General features: G+C 55.6%; 19 protein-coding genes and 1 tRNA gene. 10 read left to right on the plus strand and 10 right to left on the minus strand.

Annotated elements, in window-relative coordinates; genetic code table 11:
• From citF to F8561_RS04295, 6 genes are read right to left on the minus strand one after another with little or no spacing between them, the layout of a single operon-like run.
• Entirely contained in the window at positions 1 to 1,518 is a 1,518-nt protein-coding gene (gene citF / locus F8561_RS04270; RefSeq protein WP_108647811.1) for a citrate lyase subunit alpha, read from the minus strand.
• 10 nt (positions 1,519 to 1,528) lie between these two features.
• Positions 1,529 to 2,404, minus strand: coding sequence for a citrate (pro-3S)-lyase subunit beta (citE, locus tag F8561_RS04275; RefSeq protein ID WP_014171585.1), 876 nt, complete (start codon positions 2,402 to 2,404; stop codon positions 1,529 to 1,531).
• On the minus strand, positions 2,401 to 2,694 hold the full coding sequence (gene citD, locus F8561_RS04280; RefSeq protein WP_020883681.1) for a citrate lyase acyl carrier protein: 294 nt from the start codon (positions 2,692 to 2,694) through the stop codon (positions 2,401 to 2,403). The genes citE and citD overlap by 4 nt, the downstream gene beginning before the upstream one ends.
• Positions 2,695 to 2,710: 16 nt before the next feature.
• Positions 2,711 to 3,736, minus strand: coding sequence for a [citrate (pro-3S)-lyase] ligase (gene citC, locus F8561_RS04285; RefSeq protein ID WP_014171587.1), 1,026 nt, complete (start codon positions 3,734 to 3,736; stop codon positions 2,711 to 2,713).
• A gap of 10 nt (positions 3,737 to 3,746) precedes the next feature.
• Positions 3,747 to 4,610, minus strand: coding sequence for a fumarylacetoacetate hydrolase family protein (locus F8561_RS04290; protein WP_014171588.1), 864 nt, complete (start codon positions 4,608 to 4,610; stop codon positions 3,747 to 3,749).
• Between the two features lie 17 nt (positions 4,611 to 4,627).
• Positions 4,628 to 5,989, minus strand: coding sequence for a 2-hydroxycarboxylate transporter family protein (locus F8561_RS04295; protein ID WP_014171589.1), 1,362 nt, complete (start codon positions 5,987 to 5,989; stop codon positions 4,628 to 4,630).
• A gap of 345 nt (positions 5,990 to 6,334) precedes the next feature.
• On the opposite strand from F8561_RS04295, the gene F8561_RS04300 reads away from it, so the two are divergent.
• The gene (locus tag F8561_RS04300) at positions 6,335 to 7,960 is read left to right on the plus strand and encodes a sensor histidine kinase (RefSeq protein WP_025203246.1); all 1,626 of its coding nucleotides are present in this window, start codon (positions 6,335 to 6,337) and stop codon (positions 7,958 to 7,960) included.
• Positions 7,950 to 8,642, plus strand: coding sequence for a response regulator (locus F8561_RS04305; protein ID WP_014171591.1), 693 nt, complete (start codon positions 7,950 to 7,952; stop codon positions 8,640 to 8,642). Before F8561_RS04300 ends, F8561_RS04305 begins: the two co-directional genes overlap by 11 nt.
• Positions 8,643 to 8,691: 49 nt before the next feature.
• On the opposite strand, the gene F8561_RS04310 is transcribed toward F8561_RS04305, so the two are convergent.
• A complete protein-coding gene (locus F8561_RS04310) occupies positions 8,692 to 10,827 on the minus strand; it encodes an ornithine decarboxylase (RefSeq protein WP_047356735.1) in 2,136 nt (711 codons plus the stop codon).
• Between the two features lie 255 nt (positions 10,828 to 11,082).
• Here F8561_RS04310 and F8561_RS04315 point away from each other — a divergent pair, with 255 nt between their 5' ends.
• Entirely contained in the window at positions 11,083 to 11,796 is a 714-nt protein-coding gene (locus F8561_RS04315; RefSeq protein WP_151887179.1) for a DUF554 domain-containing protein, read from the plus strand.
• Positions 11,797 to 11,891: 95 nt separating this feature from the next.
• Positions 11,892 to 11,967: transfer RNA gene (locus tag F8561_RS04320), tRNA-Phe, on the plus strand.
• A 54-nt stretch (positions 11,968 to 12,021) separates the two neighbouring features.
• On the opposite strand, the gene F8561_RS04325 is transcribed toward F8561_RS04320, so the two are convergent.
• Positions 12,022 to 12,549: a helix-turn-helix transcriptional regulator gene (locus F8561_RS04325; RefSeq protein ID WP_151887187.1), complete on the minus strand. Its 528-nt coding sequence runs from the start codon at positions 12,547 to 12,549 to the stop codon at positions 12,022 to 12,024.
• Positions 12,550 to 13,220: 671 nt separating this feature from the next.
• Here F8561_RS04325 and pgaA point away from each other — a divergent pair.
• From pgaA to pgaD, 4 genes are read left to right on the plus strand one after another with little or no spacing between them, the layout of a single operon-like run.
• Positions 13,221 to 15,659: a poly-beta-1,6 N-acetyl-D-glucosamine export porin PgaA gene (pgaA, locus tag F8561_RS04330; protein WP_151887180.1), complete on the plus strand. Its 2,439-nt coding sequence runs from the start codon at positions 13,221 to 13,223 to the stop codon at positions 15,657 to 15,659.
• An 8-nt stretch (positions 15,660 to 15,667) separates the two neighbouring features.
• Positions 15,668 to 17,671, plus strand: a complete 2,004-nt coding sequence (gene pgaB, locus F8561_RS04335; RefSeq protein WP_151887181.1) for a poly-beta-1,6-N-acetyl-D-glucosamine N-deacetylase PgaB — start codon at positions 15,668 to 15,670, stop codon at positions 17,669 to 17,671.
• Complete coding sequence (gene pgaC / locus F8561_RS04340; protein ID WP_151887182.1) at positions 17,664 to 18,995, plus strand: poly-beta-1,6-N-acetyl-D-glucosamine synthase; 1,332 nt, start codon at positions 17,664 to 17,666, stop codon at positions 18,993 to 18,995. The genes pgaB and pgaC overlap by 8 nt, the downstream gene beginning before the upstream one ends.
• Complete coding sequence (pgaD, locus tag F8561_RS04345) at positions 18,992 to 19,423, plus strand: poly-beta-1,6-N-acetyl-D-glucosamine biosynthesis protein PgaD (RefSeq protein WP_014171599.1); 432 nt, start codon at positions 18,992 to 18,994, stop codon at positions 19,421 to 19,423. The genes pgaC and pgaD overlap by 4 nt, the downstream gene beginning before the upstream one ends.
• 65 nt (positions 19,424 to 19,488) lie before the next feature.
• On the opposite strand, the gene gss is transcribed toward pgaD, so the two are convergent.
• Positions 19,489 to 21,351, minus strand: a complete 1,863-nt coding sequence (gss, locus tag F8561_RS04350) for a bifunctional glutathionylspermidine amidase/synthase (protein WP_025203162.1) — start codon at positions 21,349 to 21,351, stop codon at positions 19,489 to 19,491.
• A gap of 213 nt (positions 21,352 to 21,564) precedes the next feature.
• Here gss and yghU point away from each other — a divergent pair, with 213 nt between their 5' ends.
• Both yghU and F8561_RS04360 read left to right on the plus strand, forming a co-directional pair.
• A complete protein-coding gene (yghU, locus tag F8561_RS04355; protein WP_020883668.1) occupies positions 21,565 to 22,434 on the plus strand; it encodes a glutathione-dependent disulfide-bond oxidoreductase in 870 nt (289 codons plus the stop codon).
• A gap of 160 nt (positions 22,435 to 22,594) precedes the next feature.
• Complete coding sequence (locus F8561_RS04360; RefSeq protein ID WP_020883667.1) at positions 22,595 to 22,927, plus strand: glycine zipper domain-containing protein; 333 nt, start codon at positions 22,595 to 22,597, stop codon at positions 22,925 to 22,927.
• A gap of 80 nt (positions 22,928 to 23,007) precedes the next feature.
• On the opposite strand, the gene F8561_RS04365 is transcribed toward F8561_RS04360, so the two are convergent.
• Complete coding sequence (locus F8561_RS04365) at positions 23,008 to 24,555, minus strand: methyl-accepting chemotaxis protein (protein WP_014171604.1); 1,548 nt, start codon at positions 24,553 to 24,555, stop codon at positions 23,008 to 23,010.
• Between the last annotated feature and the right edge of the window lie 316 nt (positions 24,556 to 24,871).

The raw sequence follows: 24,871 nt of genomic DNA on the forward strand, positions 1-24,871 counted from the left end.
TTACTCCTTCACCTGTCGAACGGTGTCGATGACGCTGCCGTCGCGGTAGCGGATCACACCGACGATTTTGTCGGTAAACTCAATGGGTTTTGGTACGCCGGTCAGTGATATCGCCCGCTCGAAAAGCGCGTTGATATCGACAACGTTGAGGCCTGCGGCAAGCAGTCGTTCGCGGATTTCCGGGCGTGCCGGGTTAACCGCGATGCCGTGATCGGTAACCAGCACGTCGATGCTCTCCCCGGGCGTCAGCCGGGTGGTCACCCGCTTCACGACGGTTGGAATACGGCTACGCAGCAGGGGGGCGACCACGATGGTCAGGTTTGCCGCCGCGGCCACATCACAATGTCCGCCGGATGCCCCACGCATTACGCCGTCAGAGCCGGTAATAACATTGACGTTAAAATCGACGTCAATTTCCAGGGCGCTGAGGATCACCACATCAAGCTGGTCGCAGCTTGCTGCCTTGCTGCCGGGGTTGGCATAAACGTTGGTGGAGATCTCCACATGATTCGGATTTCGTGCCAGCGAGGCCGCGGCCTCGCCGTCGAAACACTGGGTATCGAGCAGCTTTTCGATCAGGCCTTTCTCGTGCAGATCCACCAGGCTGCCGGTAATGCCCCCGAGCGCGAAGCGCGCCTTCACGCCGCTGCGCTCCATTTTCTCCTCCATAAAGCGGGTACAGGCGGTAGCCGCCGCACCGGAGCCGGTCTGCATGGAAAAACCGGGTTTGAAATAGCCTGAATGTTCAATCACATCCGCCGCGTAGCGGGCAATCATCAGCTCACGCGGATTACTGGTCACGCGAGCTGCACCGACGCTGATTTTCGCCGGGTCACCCACGCTCTCCACCTGCACAATGTAATCCACCTGATCCTGCACCAGGCTGGCGGGCATATTCGGGAACGGCACCAGCGCTTCGGTCAGCAGCACCACCTTACGGGCGAAATGCGCATCCACCATTGCATAGCCAAGCGAGCCGCAGCACGATTTCCCGTGCGTGCCGTTGGCGTTGCCAAATTCATCGCTGCACGGCACGCCAAGAAACGCCACGTCGATATTCAGCTCGCCGTCCTGCAACAGCTTCACGCGCCCGCCGTGGGAGTGAATTTGTACCGGCTCGGCCATCAACCCGTGTGAGATAGCGTCCGCCAGCTTGCCCCGCATACCGGAGGTGTAAATCCGGGTGATAACGCCGCTTTCGATGTGTTCGATCAGCGCGTCGTTACAGGTCATCAGCGAGCTGGAAGCCAGCGTCAGGTTTTTAAAGCCCATACGCGCAAGCAGCGCCACGACGGTATTGATCACCCGGTCGCCTTCGCGAAACGCATGGTGGAAGGAGACGGTCATCCCGTCCTGTAACCCGCTGCGTAACACCGCCTCTTCGACCGAAGCACAGAGCTTACGGGTGTGTTTTTCGTCAGGGCTGTTCAGCCATGGCGTTGCGCTGTGGGCGGCATCAAACGGTTTTAAGTCCCGCAGATGGGGGAAATTCACATGGAGAAGTTCTGTCTGATTCATTGTGTAATCCTTAACGACGCACGCCGGAGGCCGCCGCGCGTTCCAGCACCATCTGCGCGTGGTTAATAATAGGGGCATCGACCATTTTGCCGTTGAGCGACACGACGCCCAGGCCGTTACGCTCCCCCTCTTCTGCCGCTTCAATCACCCGTTTCGCGTGATCCACTTCCTGCTGGGTTGGGGCATAGGCGTTATGTAACAGATCAATCTGACGTGGGTTAATCAGCGATTTACCGTTAAAGCCCATCTTGCGGATCAAATCGACCTCGCGCAGGAAGCCGGCTTCATCGTTAACGTCCGACCACACCACGTCGAAAGCGTCGATACCCGCGGCGCGGGCGGCGTGCAGCACGGCACAGCGGGCATAAAACAGCTCAGTGCCATCCCCGCGTTCCGTCTGCATGTCCATCACATAATCAAAGGCGGCCAGCGCGATCCCGATTAAGCGCGGAGAACTGCGGGCAATGGCCACGGCGTTAATCACCCCAATCGCCGATTCAATAGCCGCCATGACGCGGGTCGAGCCCGGCTCGCGCCCGCATTCACGCTCGATACGCGCCAGATGCCCTTCCAGCTCATCGATATCCTCCGGGGTGTCGGTTTTCGGCAATCGAATCACGTCCACCCCTGCCCGCACGGCGGCTTCCAGATCCAGCAAGCCAAACGGCGTGCTCAGCGGGTTAATGCGCACCACGGTTTCGATATCCTGATACATCGGGTGCTGCAGGGCATGAAACACCAGCATGCGCGCGGTATCCTTCTCGCGCAGGGCGACGGCGTCTTCAAGGTCAAACATGATGGAGTCCGGGCGGTAGATAAATGCCGTAGAGAGCATGGCGGCGTTTGCGCCCGGCAGGAACAGCATACTGCGGCGGAGTTTGCTCATTTCAGCGCCCCCCAGTTGAGTGTCGGCTCATCGGCTGCGCGCAGGAGCGCGCTTTGCAGGCGGGCGCGGATCACACAGTCCAGCGCCCCTTTGTCTTCAACAATAATTAATCCCTGGTGCACGTTCATGGCGCGCAATGTGTCGTTAACGACCTGGCGAATATGTTCGCCAAACTGCTTAATCACTTCACTGTGGATGATAATTTCCAGCTCACCCTGAGCGGGGGCAATTTTTACCATCAGGTCGCTGGACTCCTGCGTACCGGCCAGCGCCTCCCTTACAATTTTCATGATAAATTCCTGATAGTTATGCGACTTCCGCACTCGCACGGTAATGCGTTTCGAGGTGCGCGAAGGTGGAGTCCGGGACAATCTCCCGGATCCGGGAAAACTGCTGTGTCTTGAGCAAGCGGCGGACTTCCGACGCGGAAATAGCGTTGCCGGTGACCTTGATGCGCGGCATTTCCACCACGTCAATCTGCGAGGCCAGCAGGTCGTGCAGCGTCTGGTTGTACTGACGGGTGATATCGCAAAACGGCTCCGAGCCGATAAAGCGATGCGTAATACCCAGCGCCGGGGCGATGAAGTCCCGGAAGATCAGCACATCGATTTCGCTCCACGCCTGCTGTACTTTGCCGGTCTCTTTCAGGAAGTAGGCCGGGAACGTGGCGCGGGAGATGATGTACTGCGATCCTTCATGCACAATCACGTTCGGCAGATGCGCCACGCCCGCCCGTACCATCTCTAGCCGGGCGCTGAACGGGAAGAACGAGGCATCCTCGCGCACCACAAACAGATGCAGCGCATCGCACTGCCCCGCGGCCTGCTCGACCAGATGCCGGTGGCCGAGGGTAAACGGATTCGCATTCATCACGATCGCGCCAATCTTCTTCCCGGCCTTGCGCTGACACTTGAGCGCGCGGCAGTAGCGCTGGATCCCCTGCGGGGTGTTTTCCATCAGTACCGCGTTGTTCCCGCTCTGGGCAATCGGCCAGAAGCCGCTGCGGCCAAAGCGCTCCTTGTTACACGGACGGGTGCAGAGGAAGAGGTGAAAATGGCCGCGCTCCAGCGCCGCATTTTCCACCTCTGCCAGCAACCGTGCGCTGAGGTTCTCCCCACGAAGCTGCTCGTTTACCGCCACGCACTTGATGACGTTAGCGGCAAGCCCGGCACAACCCACCAGCTGCGTGCCGGACCAGGCTTCGACAAACAGCGTGATGTCGTTGTCCAGGCCAAGGCCGCTGTCTGCCAGCAGGTAACGGATCTGGCTTAAGCGTTCCGGGTGTTTCGCCACAAGGGTGTGGCGAAAATCAATAGTGGGTTGACTGTTCATGCCGTTTTACTCAGTGTGCTGCCGCAAGCCCGGTGGCGGGCGCTTCCATGATCACATTGCTCAGATGACCGATATGCTCGATCTCCACCTCAATGCGATCGCCCTCTTTCATGAACAGCGGCGGGTTGCGCTTTTTGCCCACGCCGCCAGGGGAGCCGGTGATGATCACATCGCCCGGGCTGAGGCGGGTAAAGGTGCTGATGTATTCGATAAGCTCCGCGACCTTGTGGATCATGCTGCTGGTGTTGTCTTCCTGCACCATACGGCCGTTAAGCCAGGTGCGGATCGCCAGCTGGTGCGGGTCCGGGATCTCATCAGCCGTCGCCATCCACGGGCCAAACGCTCCGGTCTGACGCCAGTTCTTGCCCGCCGTAAACCAGGTGTGCTGCCAGTCGCGGGCGGAGCCGTCCATATAGCAGCTGTAACCCGCCACATGGCGCAACGCCTCATCACGGCTGATGTTCTCTCCGGCTTTGCCGATGATGACCGCCAGCTCTCCTTCGTAGTCGAATTCACTGGAGTGACGCGGCTTCAGCACCGGTTCGTTGTGGCCGGTCTGCGAATCCGGGAAGCGGACAAACAGCGTCGGCGCCGGGTTGTGCTGGTCAAACTCTTTGCGTTTGTCGGCGTAGTTCATACCCACGCAGAGGATTTTTTCCGGCTGCTCAATCACCGGTAAGAAGGTGATGGCATTCAGAGGGACATCCACGGCGTCGTTGAGATAACGGGTGGCCTCGGCCAGCCCGTTGCCCTGCAGCAGCGCTTTGAGGTCGCTGTAGCGGTCGCCGAGACGGCGACCTAAATCAATCACACCTTCGGCCTGAACGATGCCGTAGCTGCGTGTTCCCTGGTATAAAAAGCTTGCGAGTTTCATTGTTCTTTCCTGAAAACTTAAACGAGGAAGTTGCCCAGTATCAGCAGAGAGATGGAGACGTTAATCGCGCCGCCAATACGGGTAGCAATCTGGGCGAAGGGCATCAGGCTCATACGGTTGCCTGCGGTCAGAATCGCCACGTCACCGGTACCGCCCTGGCCGCTCTGGCAGCAGGAGACGATGGCGACATCAATCGGGTGCATGCCAATCTTTTTGCCCACGAAGAAACCGGTCGCCACCAGCGCGGAGACGGTGCTGACAATCACCAGCAGGTTGGTCAGCGTGAATGCGGCGACCAGTTCATGCCAGGGGGTAATGGCCACGCCCACGGCGAAGAGAATGGGGTAGGTTACTGACGTCTGGAAGAATTTATACACCACCTGAGAGCCTTCCAGCAGACGCGGAGAAGCACCATTGCAAAGCTTGACCAGCACCGCCATAAACAGCATGCCAACCGGCGCGGGCAGGCCAATCAGCTTGTGGCCGAGCATCCCCAGCATGTAGAGCAGAACGGCCAGTAGTGCGCCAGAAGCGATCGTGGTGACGTCTGCTTTACCGGAGAACGCAGGCTGTGCGGTGGTTTCATCAGTATTCGCACGGTTAGGCATCAGCTGGCCTTCGCCGGTCAGGTGCGGGTAACGTTTACCGAGCTGATTGAGGCAGCCGGAGATGATGATTGCCGTCAGGCCGCCGAGCATAACCATAGGCAGAACGCGACCGAGCGCCACGCCCTGGTCCATATGCAGCAGGGTGGCATAGCCGATGGAGAGTGGGATCGCCCCTTCCCCAACACCGCCCGCCATGATCGGCAAAATGATAAAGAAGAAGATCTGGAATGGCTCAAGGCCCAGCGCTATCCCTACGCCCATGCCAACAATCATGCCGACAATTTCGCCGCACAGCATCGGGAAGAAGATGCGCAGGAAGCCCTGAATCAGCACGGTGCGGTTCATGCTCATGATGCTGCCGACAATGATGCAGCAGATGTAGAGATACAGAATGTTGGTGGATTTGTAGAACTTCGTGGTGGACTCCACCACCACATCCGGCAGCAGACCGTAATAGACCAGTGCCGAAGGAATAAAGGTGGCACAAATCGCCGCCGCGCCGAGTTTACCGACAATCGGCAGGCGCTTGCCAAACTCACCGCAGGCAAAGCCGAAGAACGCGAGCGTGGCGACCATCACCACGATATCGCTGGGCAGTTTGCCGCCGAGGCAATCAATGGCAATCAGCGCGCCGGCCAGGACAAACAGTGGCAGAGGGATAATTCCGATTTTCCACGTATCCATAATATGCCACCAGCGCTCTTTGAGTGATGGTCGCTGAATATCAATCGGGTCGTGGGTAACAGAGAAAGAATCGTCAGTTGTGCTCATAATAAGCCCCTTAGTTATTTTGTGCGTTCAGCTTAGAGTCACAAAGGCTTACTTTATGTGAGGGATGGCATATTAAAAGCGAAGTTTTTATGGCAGCTATGGTTTTAATGGTTTCTTTTATTTAATGTGATTTACGCCTTATTTATTGCCGTGGTTTTTATGGTTTCTTTTCTAAAACGAACAATCAAATAACATTTCTCCAGACTACTTCAGGCGCATAGGCTATTCGGAAAATTCTTTTACAGGGCCTGCTGTGCAAGGGATCACAAGTTTTCGGCAAACCGGGTATCCGCGCGAAAAAAGATGATATATTGGCAATCTTTGCTGCTACCTCGCGTGATAGTTATGAAAGTATCGTTTCAGATTAAGCTGTTTATTTCGCTGGTCGCCTTTTTCTCAGTACTTTTTGCGTTACTGGGCGGATATTATTACGTCGATGTCGGCAAGCAGCTTTATCAGGAAATGAGCGCACGTGCCAAAATACAGGCGGAAGAGATCGCACTTATTCCATCATTACGTGATGAGGTTGAACAAAAAGATATCAAAGCCATCCATGATTTTATGCAGAAAATTGCCGCTCACAGTGACGCCAGCTTTATTGTGATTGGAGATAATAAAGGTCTGCATCTTTTTCATTCGGTTTTTGCCGACAGAGTGGGCAAGACGCTTATCGGTGGAGACAATGAGGAGGTCCTGCAGGGAAAAAGCACCACCACCATCCGCAAAGGGGGGTTGGGTATTTCGCTGCGCAGCAAAGCGCCCATCTTCAACGATGCGGGGCAAGTGGTAGGGATTGTCTCGGTGGGTTATCTCACCAGCTACCTTGATACCATTACCGTCAGCAAAGTGGTCAATATCCTGCTGGCCGCCGTGCTGCTGTTGATTGCGCTCTTTATCTTCTCCTGGTTCTTTACCCGCAGTATCAAGAAGCAGATCTTCTCCCTGGAGCCACGGGAAATCGGCCTGCTGGTGCGCCAGCAAAAGGCGATGATGGAGTCTATCTATGAAGGGGTGATCGCCATTGATGATGAGCTGCGCATTGAGGTGATCAACCAGGCGGCGCGCAAGCTGCTTGGCCTGAGCCAGCCAGCCCGTGAACTGCGCGGGCAGCTGATTAGCCAGGTTATCGACCCTGTCCCGTTCTTCTCGACGCAGACGATGCTGGCAAAAGATACCCATGATGAAATTTGCCGTTTTAACACCCTCACGGTGATTGCCAGCCGGGTGCGCATCATGCTTGAGGATTCGCTGCAGGGCTGGGTGATCACCTTCCGCGATCGGAATGAAATTGACTCGCTTAGCGCCCAGCTCAGCCAGGTTAAACGCTATGTCGATAACCTGCGCATCATGCGTCATGAGCAGTTGAACCGCATGACCACTCTGTCCGGCCTGCTGCACATGGGCCGCTATGAAGAGGCGATTGGCTATATTCAGGCGCAGTCGGAACACGCTCAGGAGCTGCTGGACTTTATCTCTTCCCGCTTCAGCTCCCCGACCCTGTGTGGCCTGCTGCTGGGTAAAGCCGCCCGCGCGCGGGAGAAAGGGGTCGAGCTCAGTTTTGACCCGGCCTGCCGGCTGGACAGGCCGTTCCCGTCGCTGGCTGAAGAAGAGCTGATCTCAATCATCGGCAACCTGCTGGATAACGCCATCGAAGCAACGCAGCGCTCACCGCTCCCCCATGCACCGGTCGAAGTGCTGATCAAACTGAGCGAGCAGGAGCTGATTATCGAAGTGGCCGACCAGGGCGTTGGCATCAAACCGGAGATCCGTGACAGGATATTTGAACGCGGCATCACCACCAAAACACGCGGCGATCACGGGATTGGCCTGTATCTGATCGAAAGCTATGTTACGCAGGCTGGCGGCGCGATAGAAATTGCCGATAACACCCCGCGCGGCGCCATTTTCTCACTGTTTATTCCCGCCCGGCGTCCCGCCCAGCAACTGGAAGATACCGACTATGCAACATGAACTTATCGACGTATTGATTGTTGAAGACGAGAACGAACTGGCGCAACTGCACGCGGAACTTATCGGTAAACATCCGCGCCTGAGGCTGGTAGGGATCGCCTCGTCTCTCGCTGCCGCCCAGGTCCAGCTTGAAAGCAAACAGCCGCAGCTTATGCTGCTGGATAACTATCTGCCGGACGGTAAAGGGATCACACTGATCAATGACCCCATGCTCACCCGCGCCAACTGTTCGGTGATTTTCATTACTGCTGCCAGCGACATGGACACCTGCAGCCAGGCCATCCGAAATGGCGCCTTTGATTACATCCTGAAGCCGGTCTCCTGGAAACGCCTCAGCCAGTCGCTTGAACGCTTTGTGCAGTTTGCCGAACAACAGCGGGTCTGGAAGATTGTCGACCAGCAGAACGTCGACTCGCTCTACCAGCTGCAGGCGAAAAACTACCGTCTGGATAACGGCAGCAAAGGCATTGAGGAGAATACGCTGGCACGGGTGCAGGCGTTGTTTAACGACAAGGCGACACACTGTTTTTCCGTCGACGAGGTCGTGCAGGAGACAGGATTAAGTAAAACCACCACCCGACGCTATCTGGAGCACTGCGTGGAGGCGGGGTTTCTGAGCGTAGAGATGTTGTACGGGAAGATTGGGCATCCACGGAGGATGTATAAAAGAAGTGCGGTGTGAGCCCTGACCCTCTCTTTGGGGAGAGGGCCGGGATTACGGATGACGGCGACTATGACAAAACATACCCGTACAGTCGCTTAATCCCATCGGGATCCTTTTCGCTGTAAACGCCCTGCAGTTCCGGCGAGAAGCCAGGCAGCAGGTTGATGCCCTCCTCCAGCGCCAGGAAGTAACGCTGTACCGCCCCACCCCAGATTTCACCCGGCACCACGCACAGTACGCCAGGGGGATACGGCAGCGCGCCCTCGGCGGCAATGCGTCCGCCGGCATCACGGATGCGCACCAACTCCACCTTCCCGCGAATATACGCCTGATTCGCATCCTGCGGATTCATCGCTCGTTCTGGCAGACTCTCTTTACGGAACATTGCCTTCTGCAGATCTTTCACGTCAAAGCTCACGTAGAGATCGTGCATCTCCTGGCAGAGCTGGCGAAGGGTGTAATCGCGATACCGTACCGGGTATTTCTGGTAGATGGTCGGCAGGACGTCAGCGAGCGGCGTATCGTCTTCAATATGCTGTTCAAACTGACCCAGCATCGCCACCAGCTGCGCCAGCTTCTCACTGCTTTCGGCAGGCGTCAGCAGGAAGAGGATCGAGTTGAGATCGCACTTCTCCGGCACAATGCCGTTTTCACGCAGGTAGTGCGCAAGAATGGTCGCCGGAATGCCAAACTCGGTATATTCCCCGGTTTCCGCATCAATACCCGGCGTGGTCAGCAGCAGCTTGCACGGATCGACGAAATACTGCTCGCTGGCATAGCCTTCAAACCCGTGCCATTTAGCCCCCGGCTCAAAGCTGAAGAAGCGGCGCTCGCTGGCGATGGCGTGTGTAGGATGATCCTGCCACGGACGCCCAGCCACCATCGGCGGAATAAACGGTTTGATCATATGGCAATTGGCAATGATCGCCTTGCGGGCCTCAATGCCCAGCTCAACACACTCCGCCCAAAGCCGGCGCCCACTCTCCCCTTCATGGATTTTCGCGTTCACATCAAGAGCTGCGAACAGCGGATAGAACGGACTGGTCGAGGCATGGAGCATGAACGCATTGTTGAGGCGCTTGTGCGGACAGAAACGCGCCTGTCCGCGAATGTGATTATCCTTTTTATGGATCTGCGAAGTCTGCGAGAACCCGGCCTGCTGTTTATGCACCGACTGCGTCACGAAAATGCCCGGATCGTTCTCGTTCAGATCCAGTAACAGCGGAGAGGTTTCCGCCATCATCGGAATAAACTGCTCGTAGCCCACCCAGGCCGAATCAAACAGGATGTAGTCACAAAGATGGCCGATCTTGTCGATCACCTGACGGGCGTTGTAGATCGTGCCATCGTAGGTACCAAGCTGAATGATCGCCAGACGAAACGGGCGTTTCTCCATGGCCTTTTCCGGCGCAACTTCACGGATCTGATTTCGCAGGTACGCGTCGTCAAAGCACTGCGCGTCAATCCCGCCAATAAAACCAAACGGGTTACGCGCCGCTTCAAGATAAACCGGCGTGGCACCCGCCTGGATCAGCGCACCGTGGTGGTTGGACTTATGGTTGTTGCGATCGAACAGCACCAGGTCGCCGCGGGTCAGCAGCGCATTGGTGACCACCTTATTTGCAGCGGAGGTGCCGTTCAGCACAAAGTAGGTTTTATCAGCATTAAAGACTTTTGCTGCGAACTTCTGGGCATGCTTGGCGGAGCCTTCGTGGATCAGCAGATCGCCCAGTTTCACATCGGCATTGCACATATCGGCGCGAAATACGTTCTCACCGAAGAATTCATAGAACTGCCGTCCCGCAGGGTGTTTTTTAAAAAATGCACCGTGCTGGTGTCCCGGACAGGCAAAAGTACTGTTGCCCATCGCCACGTACTGGCTCAGGGTGTCAAAAAATGGCGGCAACAGATTCTCTTCATACCGGCTGGCCGCCGTCTCCAGTTCCAGAAACTCCTGAGCTTTACCTGATATCACTGCCGTTGCGCCATCAGGAACGTCAGACGGCTCTTGCGAGTAAATAAACACCGGAAGCTGAAAGCCCGTGCGTTTAAGCAATGCCAGAATGCCGCTGCAACTTTCCACGGGGGTAATGACGACTGCCGCCACATCCGTAAAATCAGTGTTATCCAGCGTCACCTTTTCGCGGTGCGTAGACACAGTAGAGACCAGCTCGCGGCTGACGGCGATTTTCATGGTTTTCATAAGTGCAGTTACCCTCACCGAACGGTGAGACAGGAGTAGATAATATCGATACGGGTGAGCGTTCGCGCAGCGACAGACAACATCATCATTGGCGGCTCCGTACACAGGAAGGAGAAATTTCGCGCAATCATGTCACCTTTTATTTTGAGGTGCAAGAAGCAATCAGTATGCGTTAACCCGCCTAAACCTAAGCTTAACAGGCCCCTGGCGTGTCATAATCCTGCAATACCCATGATTAACTAACAGGAGTTCACGGTGGTTATCGGACCCTTTATCAATGCCGGTGCCGTATTGCTGGGCGGCGTACTTGGCGCCGTATTAAGTCAGCGGTTGCCGGAGCGTATTCGCTCTTCCATGCCCTCAATATTCGGCCTGGCCTCGTTAGGTATCGGCACTTTGCTGGTGATCAAGTGCGCCAACCTGCCGGTGATGGTGCTTGCTACCCTGCTCGGCGCGCTCATTGGCGAGTTCTGCTATCTGGAAAAGGGTATTAACAGTGCGGTCAGCAAAGCCAAAAACCTGATTGCCCACCAGGGCAAGGCGAAAAACGGCACTCACGAGTCGTTTATTCAGAACTACGTCGCGATAATTATTCTTTTTTGCGCCAGCGGCACAGGCATTTTCGGTTCAATGCAGGAAGGCATGACTGGCGACCCCAGCATATTGATTGCGAAGGCGTTTCTTGATTTCTTCACGGCCACCATTTTCGCCACGACCCTCGGCATAGCCGTCGCCGCGATTTGCGTGCCCATGCTGCTTATCCAGCTGGCCCTCGCCACCTGCGCCACACTGATCCTTCCGCTCACCACGCCGGCGATGATGGCCGACTTCACCGCCGTCGGTGGCCTGCTGCTGCTGGCGACAGGGCTGCGGATATGCGGAATAAAGATGTTTGCGGTGGTGAATATGCTGCCCGCGTTGTTGATTGCAATGCCGCTATCCGCGCTCTGGACGCACTTTTTTGCTTAAGTTTACGGCGAACTGGTGAGAGAGTGTGCAGTCCGTTACGAAAACAACAAATTTCGTTGACGGCGGAGGGCATATCAGGTTTAATGCGCCCCGTTGCCCGGATAGCTCAGTCGGTAGAGCAGGGGATTGAAAATCCCCGTGTCCTTGGTTCGATTCCGAGTCCGGGCACCACTCTTCAGAAAACCCGCCCTCGTGGCGGGTTTTTGCTTTTGGGGTAAAGCAAAGCTAGGGATCGTTCCCATCCGAATCCAGCAGTTTATTTTTAAAGATAAACAAACAAGCCTCGTTGAAGTTCTCTGCCCCCAGCCGTTCTGAGAGCGCGGTCCGTTTACGGTAGAGGCTTTTAATCGACGTATTCAGTTCCTGTGCCACCTCTTCCATCGCCATGCCAGCCCTGAGCAACCGCAGCATAATGGCTTCATGCGTGCTCAGCCGTACGTTCAGCAGCCACTTTGTTGTCAGACGTTTGCCCTTCATGTTGAGTACCAGGTTGAATAACGACGCCATATCGGGTGCCGTGAGCGACGTGTTCATAAACAACTTCATGCTGAGCAGATTCTCCTCGCGATGCCGCATATCGAGCATAACGCAGCAGATTGTTTTTTTCGTTCTGGCCGGATGGCGTATCAGGTAATCATATAAACGCAGCGGTGCACGGCTATCAATCAATACAGAATATTCATCTGCGCCGTTATCAAATATCTTTCTGTCAATGGAGTCCAGCAGGATTATATCCGGAAAAAATATCCTCATCCCCCTGACAAGGTAGCGATCCTGTGTCACTAACACTATTGAAGTTGCCACTAACCATCCCTTTTAGATTAAAGCAAGAACGACCCTTCGGAAAGAAGTCCGCCTTCGTTTTATAGCGCTTTTATATTAACGATAAATGTATTCTGGCTTTGATTGACCCTCAATTCGCACATTCATTGATACGCCTTCCCATAGACTATCATTCAATGGCTGCCATTAATTATAAGTAAAAAACAATCTCAGAAAAGTCACTTTTATGGATATTAAGAATTTTTGTCATGAAACTTCCCAAACATGCACCGGAAAGTACTTTAATTCACACCAATAAGGCACATTAAAAATATAAACAAATTTGTCACAATATAAATAAAAACCAATAAAATCATAAAATTACAAATATAAACTCATTTCAAAATAATCGTTTAGGACAGCTCATTACAGAATTATCTCAAAACAACCACCCTGCTTTTCAACATATTTATCTGCCAACATATCGGGTGTACATTACCAGCCACTTAGCCCTGACCATAAGGACCCATAATTACCTTTAAGTAAGTACCCCATAACGTAACTGCATTCAGATTAAACGTTCTCAGTTATGGCCTTTAACCCCGTGCTTAAAGGCGGCCGTGTTATGCAATGGATTTATGATAAACAAATGGCAAATAGATATGGAAAGATCACTTCGCTTCAATACGTTATTCTTTTACCGCACTCCCGCTTTATTGTTTCTGTTATTACTTTTCCCCTTTCTGGTTCAGGCAGCAGAATCAGTATATGAACAACAGATTCAGCAGGCGCGTAACGGTAATTACGCACCTTTTCTGCAATATCTTCAGCGTTATCAGCAGCAACATGCCCTGACGCCTGAGCAGGTTGCGGACTGGTTGCAGGTGGCGTCCTGGGCGGGTCGTGATGACGACGTTATTCAGGTCTGGCTGCGTTATAAGGTCTATATGCCTCTTCCTGCCCGTGGCGTGGCTGCTGCTGCTCAGGCAAGGCGAAACCAAAAGGCGTGGCAACCTGCGTTAATGCTCTGGAAGGAGGCGTGTAACCTTGCACCGGATAACGACGATTATCGCATCGGCTACATCAAAACCCTCGCCGACGCCCGCATGGATACACTGGCTCTGCAGGAAGCCCGGCAACGGGTGGCGGAAAAGCCCTCTCTGGCTCACCTCCAGATGCTCTCTTATGTCTATTCACGCCTGGGGAAAAACCAGGAGCGGCTTTTAGCAGACATCCGCGCGTTGAATAGTGCGCCAGCGGATGACGCCCTTCGTACTGAGTTGATTGATGCGTTAACAGACAACCGGGCCGACACGCCTGCCCTGCGGCTTTCACAAACGGTGACGCTGCCCCCCGCGCAACGTCGCCGCCTGGCACTCAACGCCGCCGCCGAAATGGTACGCCTCGCCGATGTGCCTGCCCGTACTGAAACAGAGCGTTTGCAGCTCGCGCAAGCGGCGCTGAACCGCTATGACGAGCTGCTGTCCCGCTGGCAAAACGAACCTCAGGCAGCGGAGGACGTTATCCGGGCCCGTGTCGATCGGCTTGGCGCGCTTCACGCCCACGGTGATTATCCACAGGTCATCAGGGAATATCAGGCGTTAACGTCGGCTCAGCATCCCGTGCCGACCTGGGCAATTGGCTGGGTTATCTCCGCGTATCTGGAGGAGAAAAATGCCGATGCCGCCCTCTCGCTTCTCAAACGTTATCCAGACTATGCGCCGGATCCGCAGGACGACGATCATGCGCTCTTCTACGCCTGGCTGGATACCGGGCAGTATCAGGCCGCTCGCCAGTATGTTGAGCGAATAACCCGTAACACGCCCTGGACCCGCTACGATTTCGGTTCGCCAACCCCGCAACCCAACGATCAATGGCTCATCGGGCAGTCGCTCACCTTTAACTATTTGCTGATGACCAATGCCCTTCCGCAAGCCGAAAAGCTGGCGCAACGTCTGGCTGCGTCAGCGCCGGGAAATCAGGGATTACAGATTGACTACGCCACCTTACTTCAGGCGCGGGGTCTGCCGCGGGCGGCGGAGCAAAAGCTCAAAATGGCCGAGACGCTGGAGCCATCCAATATCGAGCTGGAACGGCAGCAGGCCTACGTCGCAATGGATCTGCAGGAGTGGCGACAGATGGATTTACTGGCCGATGACGTTATCGCCCGCGCGCCTGTCGACGGGAGCGCCCGACGTCTGGACAGGCTCAGAAACGTCCATCATCTGTCCGAACTGCGTCTGAACGCGGGCAAAGGACTGCACTCTGATAACCCCGTCAGCGGCACACACGATCTGAGCTGGGATGCCACGCTCTACGGCCCGCCCGTCGCGGATAACTGGCGGCTGTTTGGTGGAACCCGATTTGCGCAGGGCAATTTTGACGAAGGCAAAGGCAGCAGCCGCCACCTGTTTGCCGGCGTCGAATGGCGGCCTCGCGACCTTCTGGTCGAAGCAGAACTCTCCGGCAACCATTATCACGGGGCAAACAAGCCCGGTGCTCGCCTCTCGGCGGCGTACAGCCTGAACGATAGCTGGCAGGTGGGCGGAAACCTTGAACGTCTTTCACGCACGACGCCTTTACGGGCACTGCGTAATGGCGTCAGCGCAAACCGGGGAGAAGGCTGGGTCCGCTGGTATCAAAACGAACGCCGTGAGTACCAGTTTAACGCCTCTGCCAGCCACTTTTCCGACCATAACCGCCGCCAGGAGTTCGCCCTTACGGGTAAAGAGCGGCTGTGGCAGACACCCACCCTGACGCTGGATCTCGAACCGGGTATATCAGCGAGTACCAACACCCTGCGGGACACGCTCTATTACAACCCGGAGCGGGATCTCTCCGTAACGGCGGCCCTGTCCGTCGATCATCAGATGTACCGCCATTACGACACGCTCTGGAGCCAGCAGGTCGTTCTCGGAGGTGGGGAATACTGGCAGAAAAATCAGCCCGCTGGCGCCATCGCCCTGCTGGGTTACGGGCAGCGCATTCAATGGAACAACGTCATTGATAGCGGCGTGATGCTGAACTGGGACAAGCGCCCTTTCGACGGTAAACGAGAAAGCAATCTCTCCGTCACGTTTGATGCGAATTTACGCTTTTAAGGATGAATATGCTGAACAAACGTTTTTCTGTGAGCCTGATAATTATCGGCTGGTTATGCCTCAGCGCGAGCGTCTGCGCTCAGGCCCTCTCGTTTATGTCCCCCCAGGAACGGCCACAGCCTGAGGCGAGTAAACCCTGGCCAAAAAACCATTTTCTGGTTCTGGCCTACCATGACGTTGAAGATGATGCAGCCGATCAGCGCTACCTGTCCGTTCGTACCAGCGCCCTAAACGAGCAGATCGGCTGGCTTGTGCATCACGGTTATCACGCCATTAGCGTGCAGGATATTCTGGATGCGCATGAGGGCAAAAAAACGCTGCCGCCCAGAGCCTATTTACTCAGTTTTGATGATGGCTACAGCAGTTTCTACACCCGCGTCTGGCCACTTCTTCAGGCCTGGAACGTCCCTGCGCTGTGGGCACCGGTGGGCAGTTGGGTAGATACGCCAGCGAATCAGCAGGTCAATTTCGGCGGACTGATGACGCCCCGCGAGCGCTTTGCAACCTGGGATATGGTGCGGGAGCTAAGCCAGTCTCCGCTGGTTGAGATTGGCTCGCATACCTGGGCTTCGCATTACGGCATACCGGCTAACCCACAGGGAAGCCGTGAACCCGCCATCGCCAACCGCTTTTACGATAAAGCGACGGGGCGTTATGAAACCGATCGGCAGTTCAACCAGCGGATCGCTGATGACGTGCGCAAAGTTACCGACAAAATTACCCGGGTGACAGGAAAAGCGCCCCGCGCCTGGGTCTGGCCCTATGGCGCCGCGAACGGCACATCGCTCGCCATCGCCAGAAAGCAGGGTTATCAGTTGGCTTTTACCCTTGAGGATGGGCTGGCGGATGTGCGCGATCTCGGCAATATTCCGCGTCTTTTGATTTCCGGAAATCCCTCGCTCAAATCCTTTGCCAGCACGGTCAGCCAGATTCAGGAGGCCGATCCCGTGCGCGTCATGCATGTCGATCTCGATTATGTTTACGATCCCGATCCGGCCCAGCAAACCAACAACATCAACAAACTTGTCCAGCGGGTTTACGACATGAAAATCAGTCATGTTTTCCTGCAGGCGTTTTCCGATCCACTGGGCGATGGCACGATCAAAGCGCTCTACTTCCCTAACAGCCGGCTTCCGGTGCGCGCCGATCTGTTTAATTTTGTCGCCTGGCAGCTGCAAACCCGTGCAGGCGTAAAAGTCTATGCGTGGATGCCGGTGCTCTCTTTCGATCTCTCACCCGCACTCCCGCGGGTACAGCGCTGGGATCGTCAAACGGGCCAATTGCACGAGGCTACCGACCCCTACATCCGCCTCTCCCCGTGGAACCCCGAGGTTCGTCAGCAGGTCACGGAAATCTATGAAGATCTTGCCCGCTACGCCAGCTTCAATGGGATCTTATTTCACGACGATGCGGTGCTGACAGACTTTGAAGATGCCGGCCCGGATGCCCTGCGCGCCTGGAATAACCGCAGCATCGCCGCAATGCAACACGATCCGGCCGCCCTTCACGCCTGGAGTCGCTTTAAAAGTCAGACGCTCATCGGCTTTACCCGCAGCCTTAGCCAGGCGGTGAAAAACATACGCGGCCCGCAGATTAAAACCGCGCGGAATATGTTCGCCCTGCCCATCCTGCAGCCCGAGAGCGAAGCGTGGTTTGCACAAAATCTGGATGATTTTCTGATGACCTACGACTGGACGGTTCCGATGGCTATGCCGCTGATGGAATCCGTTCCGGCCGAGGAAAGCGATGCCTGGCTCACGCGGTTGATCGCCGCCGTTGCCGCACGGCCCGGTGCGCTCAATAAAACCCTTTTCGAGCTACAGGCCCGGGACTGGGAGCAGAAACCTCAACGTGCCGTGCCCGACACGCGTCTGGCCCAGTGGATGCGCGTACTCCAGCTGAACGGCATCAAAAATTATGGTGACTACCCCGACGATTTCATCAACAACCAACCTGATATTTCACGCATCAGGCCTGAATTCTCTTCGTACTGGTATCCTGACAATGACTGATCGCATTATCGCATTCTCTATTTTATGCCTGGTATTCGGGTTGCCTCTGGGCGTGGCTGCCCTCTTTACCGGAGAACTGATTCTGGATTTTGTCTTCTTCTGGCCACTGTTCATGTCCGTGCTCTGGATAACCGGGGGGCTCTATTTCTGGTTTCAGCTTGAACGGCACTGGTCATGGGATAAGCAGACGCCTGCTCCGACGTTAGACGGCGATCCGTTAATTTCAATCCTGATCCCGTGTTTCAACGAGGAAAGAAATGCCCGGGAGACTATTAGCGCCGCGCTGAATCAGCGCTACCCCAATATCGAAGTTATCGCGATCAACGATGGTTCTTCTGACAACACCGCAGAGGTGCTGCAGCAGCTGGCGCAGGAACAGCCGCGCCTGCGCGTCATTCACCTCGCAGAAAACCAGGGTAAGGCGGTGGCGCTTAAGGCCGGCGCGGCGGCGGCGCGCGGCGATCTGCTGGTCTGTATTGATGGCGACGCCCTGCTCGATCGTGATACCGCAGCCTATCTGGTAGAGCCGCTGATTAAGTATCCCCACGTCGGGGCCGTCACCGGGAATCCGCGTATTCGCACACGCTCAACGCTGATTGGCCGTATTCAGGTAGGCGAGTTCTCATCGATTATTGGTCTCATCAAACGGACGCAGCGGATCTACGGCAGGGTCTTTACCGTCTCCGGGGTTATTGCGGCCTTTCGCCGGCAGGCGCTGGCAGATGTGGGGTACTGGAGCCCGGATATGATCACCGAAGATATCGACATCAGCTGGAAGCTTCAGCTTCGACACTGGGATATCTTTTTTGAGCCGCGGGCGCTGTGCTGGATCCTGATGCCAGAGACGTTAAAAGGTCTGTGGAAACAGCGTTTACGCTGGGCGCAGGGCGGTGCAGAGGTCTTTCTGGTTAACCTTCGCAAGATCGTGCGCTGGGAACATCATCGCATGTGGCCGCTGTTTTTAGAGTACGCGTTGTCAACGCTATGGGCATTCGCCTATGCGGTGACCGTGTTGCTGTTCATTGTCAGCCATATCATTACGTTACCCACAAACCTGACCGTCGAGAGTCTGTTTCCTCCTGAATTTACCGGGTTACTTCTGGGGGTCATGTGTCTGATGCAATTCCTCGTCAGTTTGTATATCGAGCGGCGCTATGAAAGAAACGTGGCGAGTTCGCTTTTCTGGGTGATCTGGTTCCCGATGGTGTACTGGATGATTGGTCTGTTCACCACCCTCGTCGCCTTTCCAAAAGTCATGCTTAAACGTCAGCGTGCACGTGCGCGCTGGATCAGTCCGGACCGGGGAAAAGGAAGCATTCAATGAACGAAAATACGCTAATTCTGACTGAACATCGGCTATTGCCCCGTCTTTTTGATGCGGTGCTGACGCTGCTGGCATGGGGAGGTTTTCTGTTTTTCCTCTATGCCAATCTGTGGATGCAGGTAACCGAGGAGAGCAACTACCGCTGGGGCATTATTATTGCCTCGTTTAATACGGTGCTGATCTATTTGCTGATCGCCGCGCTAAACGGCTGGTTGCTCATTCTGTGGTATCAGTACAATCGCCGTCGCGCTCAGGTAAGGCGGCGGCGTCCCGATGCCTGGCGTCACGATGAGCTGGCGAGAAGCTTTAACGTCCCCCCGCAAATCATTTCAGAGATGAGTCAGTACAATTTGCTGACGGTCTATCATGACCAGATCGGCCGCATCATTGACCTGAAGATAAGTCAGCAGCACGACGAGCATCCCTGAGCCGCCAGAAAACGAAAAACACCCGCAAGGAACACTTGCGGGTGTGTGTTGACAGCCGGAACAGCTTACTTGTCTTTCACCACAATCAACGGTTCGATGTCGCTCTCTTTCTTCACCACCAGCGAATCATCCCCGCGCAGACAGGTGCCGCCGTAGTTACCGCCCACGGTAAACGTACAGACCTGGATATGCTTGCCATCCACCTTCGGCAGGCACCACAGCTGCTGGTAGATATTTTTGCGATCGACAAACTTGCCGCTCGACTTGTCCAGCACTTCATCCCCGGCGCTAATCAGATCGATATTGCTGCCGCAGCGTCCGGCAATCGGTTTGATGGCGTAACCGGTCTGTTTCAGCAGGTCGTTAACCTCGAAATCGGTATCGAGCAGATAACGGTGATTCGGGAACAGCTGCCAGAGCACCGGGAGGATCGCCTTGTTGCCGGGAATAACCGTCCACAGCGGTTCGAACACCAACACTTCCGGACGCAGCAGGACGTCAATCAGCCGTACGTCACCTGCCGGATGCCCGGTGCGGATCGGCACGGCGGCGTATTCGGTTTCGCTCACCTCGCGGATCTGCTCTATCGCCGTCTCCCACGCCCAGGTTTTCCACACGCAGTTAACGTGACGGCCTTCGTCGTCAATCAGTTGCCCGGCCGCATCCCAGCTGAGAGCGTTAAGCCCATGCAGAATTTTGGTTTCAAACCCGGCCTGCAGCAGAGAGCGCTGAATAAAGAGCGCGTGATAATCCTCTTCGACGTCATTGTCCTGCATGATGTGCACGAACGGACGCGCATGGCTGTGCTTCCACGCGCCGGTAAGTTCTTCCAGCAAACCTTCCGCCGGATTGTGGCCGTTACCGCGATAACCGTTCTTCACCCACTCTTCGAGGATTAATCCCCCTTCCGTGTGGCATGAGGCGGAATCGGCGTTGTACTCGTAAACCTTGATGCCACGCTCATCCATGCAGAAATCCATACGACCGGTGATCATATGGTGACGACGCCACTGCCATGAGAGGCGCAGACGCGGCCAGAGGATTTTAGGGATGTCAAAAAGCGCCAGTAAGTTATCGTCTTTCAGCACTTTGTCGGTCGCGTGCAGGTACATCAGGTGCAGTTCATTGGTCGCTTTGATCAGCTCCTGCTCGGCACTTTCGGTAATGGTAAAATACTGGCAGGGATCTTTATTGATAAAGTGGCCGTTTGCGCGGACATACGCCTGCTGCAGGGCGTCGTTTTCGTTGAGCCATTTCCCGTCAAACTGACGTTTATTCTTCAGCCGCGCACCGCTGATTTTGAGCAGTTCACCGTCGAGTTCCGGCTGCGGGATGCTGTGCTCCGTGTCGTCCGTCTGGATCATCCAGCCGAGAATTTCGGTATCGTTAAAGGTGTCATGCAGCGTGTAAGTACCGTTCTCAACGGTCATTCGCAGCTCGCGCGTCCACTGCTGTCCGAGCGGGAGCGGGGAGTGAATAACGTTCTGCTCGGCAATGCGCACCTTATCGTCCAACAGTTGCGCGATCACGGCAACGTGGCCGGTCTCATGAAACTCCCCGCCCTTTTGCCAGATAAGCAACGCCCCGGCCTGCGGCGCACGTTTCGACCCATTGGCAAAGGCCTGAAGCGGCAGGATGTTATCGTTCACGACCTGGCGCAAAAAGCGCAGAGAGAAGATCTCCCACGCCATACCGACGTCGGTGAAAACACATCCATAATTGAGGAACAGAAAACGGCGGGCGAACTCAACACACTGCCACTTGTGGCCCATGTATTCATTGCCAATATAGCTGCGAAAATCCGCGTCTTCCGGATAACGACGCGGATCGAGACTGCCGTAGTTTGAAGAGTAAATCGCCACGCCACCCGGCGCATAACCTAATAACGTCCCGAATGGCGCGTCACTGCTTAACTTTCCTTTACGCATGTATCCAACCTAAGACGGGCAGGCGGCAATGTTGAAAGGGTTGTCGTCGTCTGCACGTTGTAATTAACCTGACAGAGGTGGGATTTATCATACACCCGTTCCGCTGTCTGTGTAGTGTGGCGCGAAGGGGAAATGTATTGCGCTCAGTTCGCTAAACCCTCCCATGAACTCCTGCTACACTCCCTCAACACATCACAAAAAAGGCAGGCCAACATGTCAGACGAAAATACCTATCAGCCACCCAAAGTGTGGGAATGGAAAAAGAACGGTGGCGGCGCGTTCGCCAATATTAACCGTCCGATCTCCGGTGCGACGCATGAGAAAGAGTTACCCGTGGGTTCGCATCCGCTGCAGCTCTATTCTCTGGGCACACCAAACGGGCAGAAAGTGACCATCATGCTGGAAGAGCTTCTGGCGCTTGGCGTGACGGGTGCCGAGTACGATGCATGGTTGATTCGCATTGGTGAAGGCGACCAGTTCTCCAGCGGCTTTGTTGAAGTGAACCCGAACTCGAAAATACCGGCGCTGCGTGACCACTCCACGACACCGCCCACGCGCGTATTTGAATCCGGCAGCATCCTGCTCTATCTGGCAGAGAAGTTCGGCCATTTCCTGCCAAAAGATCCGGCGGGACGTACAGAAACCCTGAACTGGCTGTTCTGGCTGCAGGGCGCGGCCCCGTTCCTCGGCGGCGGTTTCGGCCACTTCTATAACTACGCACCGGTGAAGATTGAGTACGCGATTGACCGCTTCACGATGGAAGCCAAACGCCTGTTCGACGTGCTGGATAAACAGCTGGCGCGTAGCCGCTACGTGGCCGGTGAAGAGTACACCATCGCCGATATGGCGGTCTGGCCGTGGTTCGGCTGCGTGGCGCTGGGTAGCGTGTATAACGCCGCCGAGTTCCTCGACGCTGAGAAGTACACCAACGTTCAGCGCTGGGCGAAAGATGTGGCACACCGCCCTGCCGTGAAGCGCGGGCGTATCGTTAACCGCACCAGCGGCGAGCTCAACGAGCAGCTCCACGAACGCCACGCGGCGAGCGACTTCGAGACCAATACGGAAGACAAGCGTCAGGCGTAATGCTCTGCCGGGCGGACCACCGCCCGGCAACAGGGATCCCTGCAAGGGGCATGATTTGCTTAAGGGTTGAGCCGGTATTACTGGCACTATGCGGACGTTTTTCTCAGATCAGATGACGAGAAAAGCGGACTCAACCGACAGCAGTCACAAAGGATTTGTTATGAAATTGATGAAAACAGCGCTGATTATCAGCACCCTGATCTTTTCCACTTCTGGTATGGCGATAGATAAAACCGCCGCCGGTGCAGTGGCCGGTGCGGCAATTGGCGCAGCCACGGGCAAAGATTTGAAATCCACGGTAGGCGGTGCGGTCGTTGGCGCGGGTACCGGTGCGATGTTCAAAAACGGCGACAAAGGTAAAGCTGCGCGTAAAGGCGGCGCGGTGGGTGCCGTGGTGGGCGCAGGTGCTGCAGCGGTAACAGGCAACAGCGTACTGAAAGGGGCCGCCGTCGGTGCCGGCTCTGGCGCACTGATTGGTGAAGCCACCCACTGATAAGCGGCAGGCGGCGCTCCGTTTGGTTCGCCTGCATTTAACCGAAAAAAAGGCCGCACACGGCGGCCTTTTAACAGTGATTAAGCCGAGAGGCGGAATTTCTGCACCGACCGCTGGAGCTCTTCGGTCTGACGTTCAAGCGCGGAGGCCGCTGCCGAGACCTCTTCCACAAGCGAGGCGTTTTGCTGTGTCACGCCATCCATTTGCGTGATAGCAATACCCACCTGCGAAATCCCCTTACTTTGCTCCTCAGACGCAGACGCGATTTGCTTCATGATGGTCGTCACTTCCGTCACATCACGCAAAATGGCATCCATGGTGGTGCCCGTGTCGCCCACCAGCTTTGCGCCCTGCTCTACGCGGGAAACGGAATCGGTAATCAATCCCTCAATTTCTTTTGCCGCGTTGGCGCTGCGGCTTGCCAGGTTACGCACCTCGCCGGCCACGACGGCAAACCCACGTCCCTGCTCGCCCGCGCGTGCCGCTTCCACGGCAGCGTTGAGCGCCAGGATATTGGTCTGGAAGGCAATGCTGTTGATCACATTGGTGATTTCAGCAATCTTCTTCGAGCTCTCAGAAATACCGCTCATGGTGGTCACCACCTCTTCCACCAGCGAGCCGCCGCGGCTGGCCGTTGTTGACGCCACATCCGCCAGCTGGCTGGCCTGACGCGCACTTTCCGCGTTCAGCTTCACGGTGGCGGTCAGCTGTTCCATGCTGGCCGCCGTCTCTTCCAGTGCGGCGGCCTGCTCTTCGGTACGGGACGAGAGATCGTTATTACCGCTGGAGATCTCCGTCGCGCCGCGCCAGATATTCTCGCTGCCGGAGCGAATAGAGCTCACCGCTTCTCGCAGGCTATCCTGCATCGCGCTCAGCAGGGGAACCAGTTGCCCCACGCAGTTGCGACCGAACGGTTCAATCGGCTGACTGAGATCGCCCTGGGCAATCTGGCGGAACTGCTGGCGAATGCGAGCCAGCGGTTTTACCAGCATCGCCATCAGGTAACGGTCGGTGAAGAGCAGTATTAACAGGCCAATAATCGTGGCGGTGATAATCACCGTGCGGGTCATACTGGTCAGGCTGTCTACGACGACTCGGGTGCTGTCGAGTGCCCGGGCAGCCGCGTTGTTAAAGTTCTCCGCAGCAGCACCAAACGCACGACTCAGCGGAGGGGTGATGTTATTCGCCTGCTGACGGTAGCCCTCCAGAGAGGACTGCTTCGCCTGCTGCATTTGCGGCGTTACGCCCTGCTCAAGCAAAGCCTGCCAGCTACCGATCACCTGAGCTGAAACTTGCTCATCCATCGGTCCTGGTGAGATTGCCTTCATCTCAGCCAGTTTCTTCCCCATATTGTCCAGCGCCTGCTGGGCAGGGGCCAGGTCCGGTGTGCCACCCGCGGCTTTCACTTCCATCGCGCGACTCAACCGGGTTACAAAGCGAAAATACTGATCGTTACCCTGACTGAGTATGGTCATCTGTTTGACCAGCTGGCGATCCACCTCATTGCCCTCTGATACCCGTGACAGAGACCAGGTGCTGTAAAGCCCCACGCCCGCCCACATTAAACAAAAGATCCCGAGAATCGTCAGCATGACGAAACGGATCGTGAAATTACGCAACATATTCATAAGTCTTCCTTGCCGTGAGGGTGAATTCGCCCAGAGGCGAGTCTTACCCTCGTTATCGGCAGGAATGAGCAAATTCATCACCTTTCACACATTATTTTTATTAAAATTTTTACTGCCCCTGCGTTCATTCAGAAAAAAGAGACATTTTCGAAGGGGAAAATTACCCTGCTAAGAATGTGTTTTACTTTGTCAGTGGATAAATAAATGTAAAACTGGAGCGCATTAAATTAACGGCCATACCTCCTGAGGAGTACCTCATCAACAGGTTGCGTCAATCAATAGCGCTACCCTTTCGCGAAAACCCGCTTAATTTGCA

The organism is Enterobacter sp. 198, assembly GCF_009025585.1.
Taxonomy (GTDB): domain Bacteria; phylum Pseudomonadota; class Gammaproteobacteria; order Enterobacterales; family Enterobacteriaceae; genus Enterobacter; species Enterobacter ludwigii.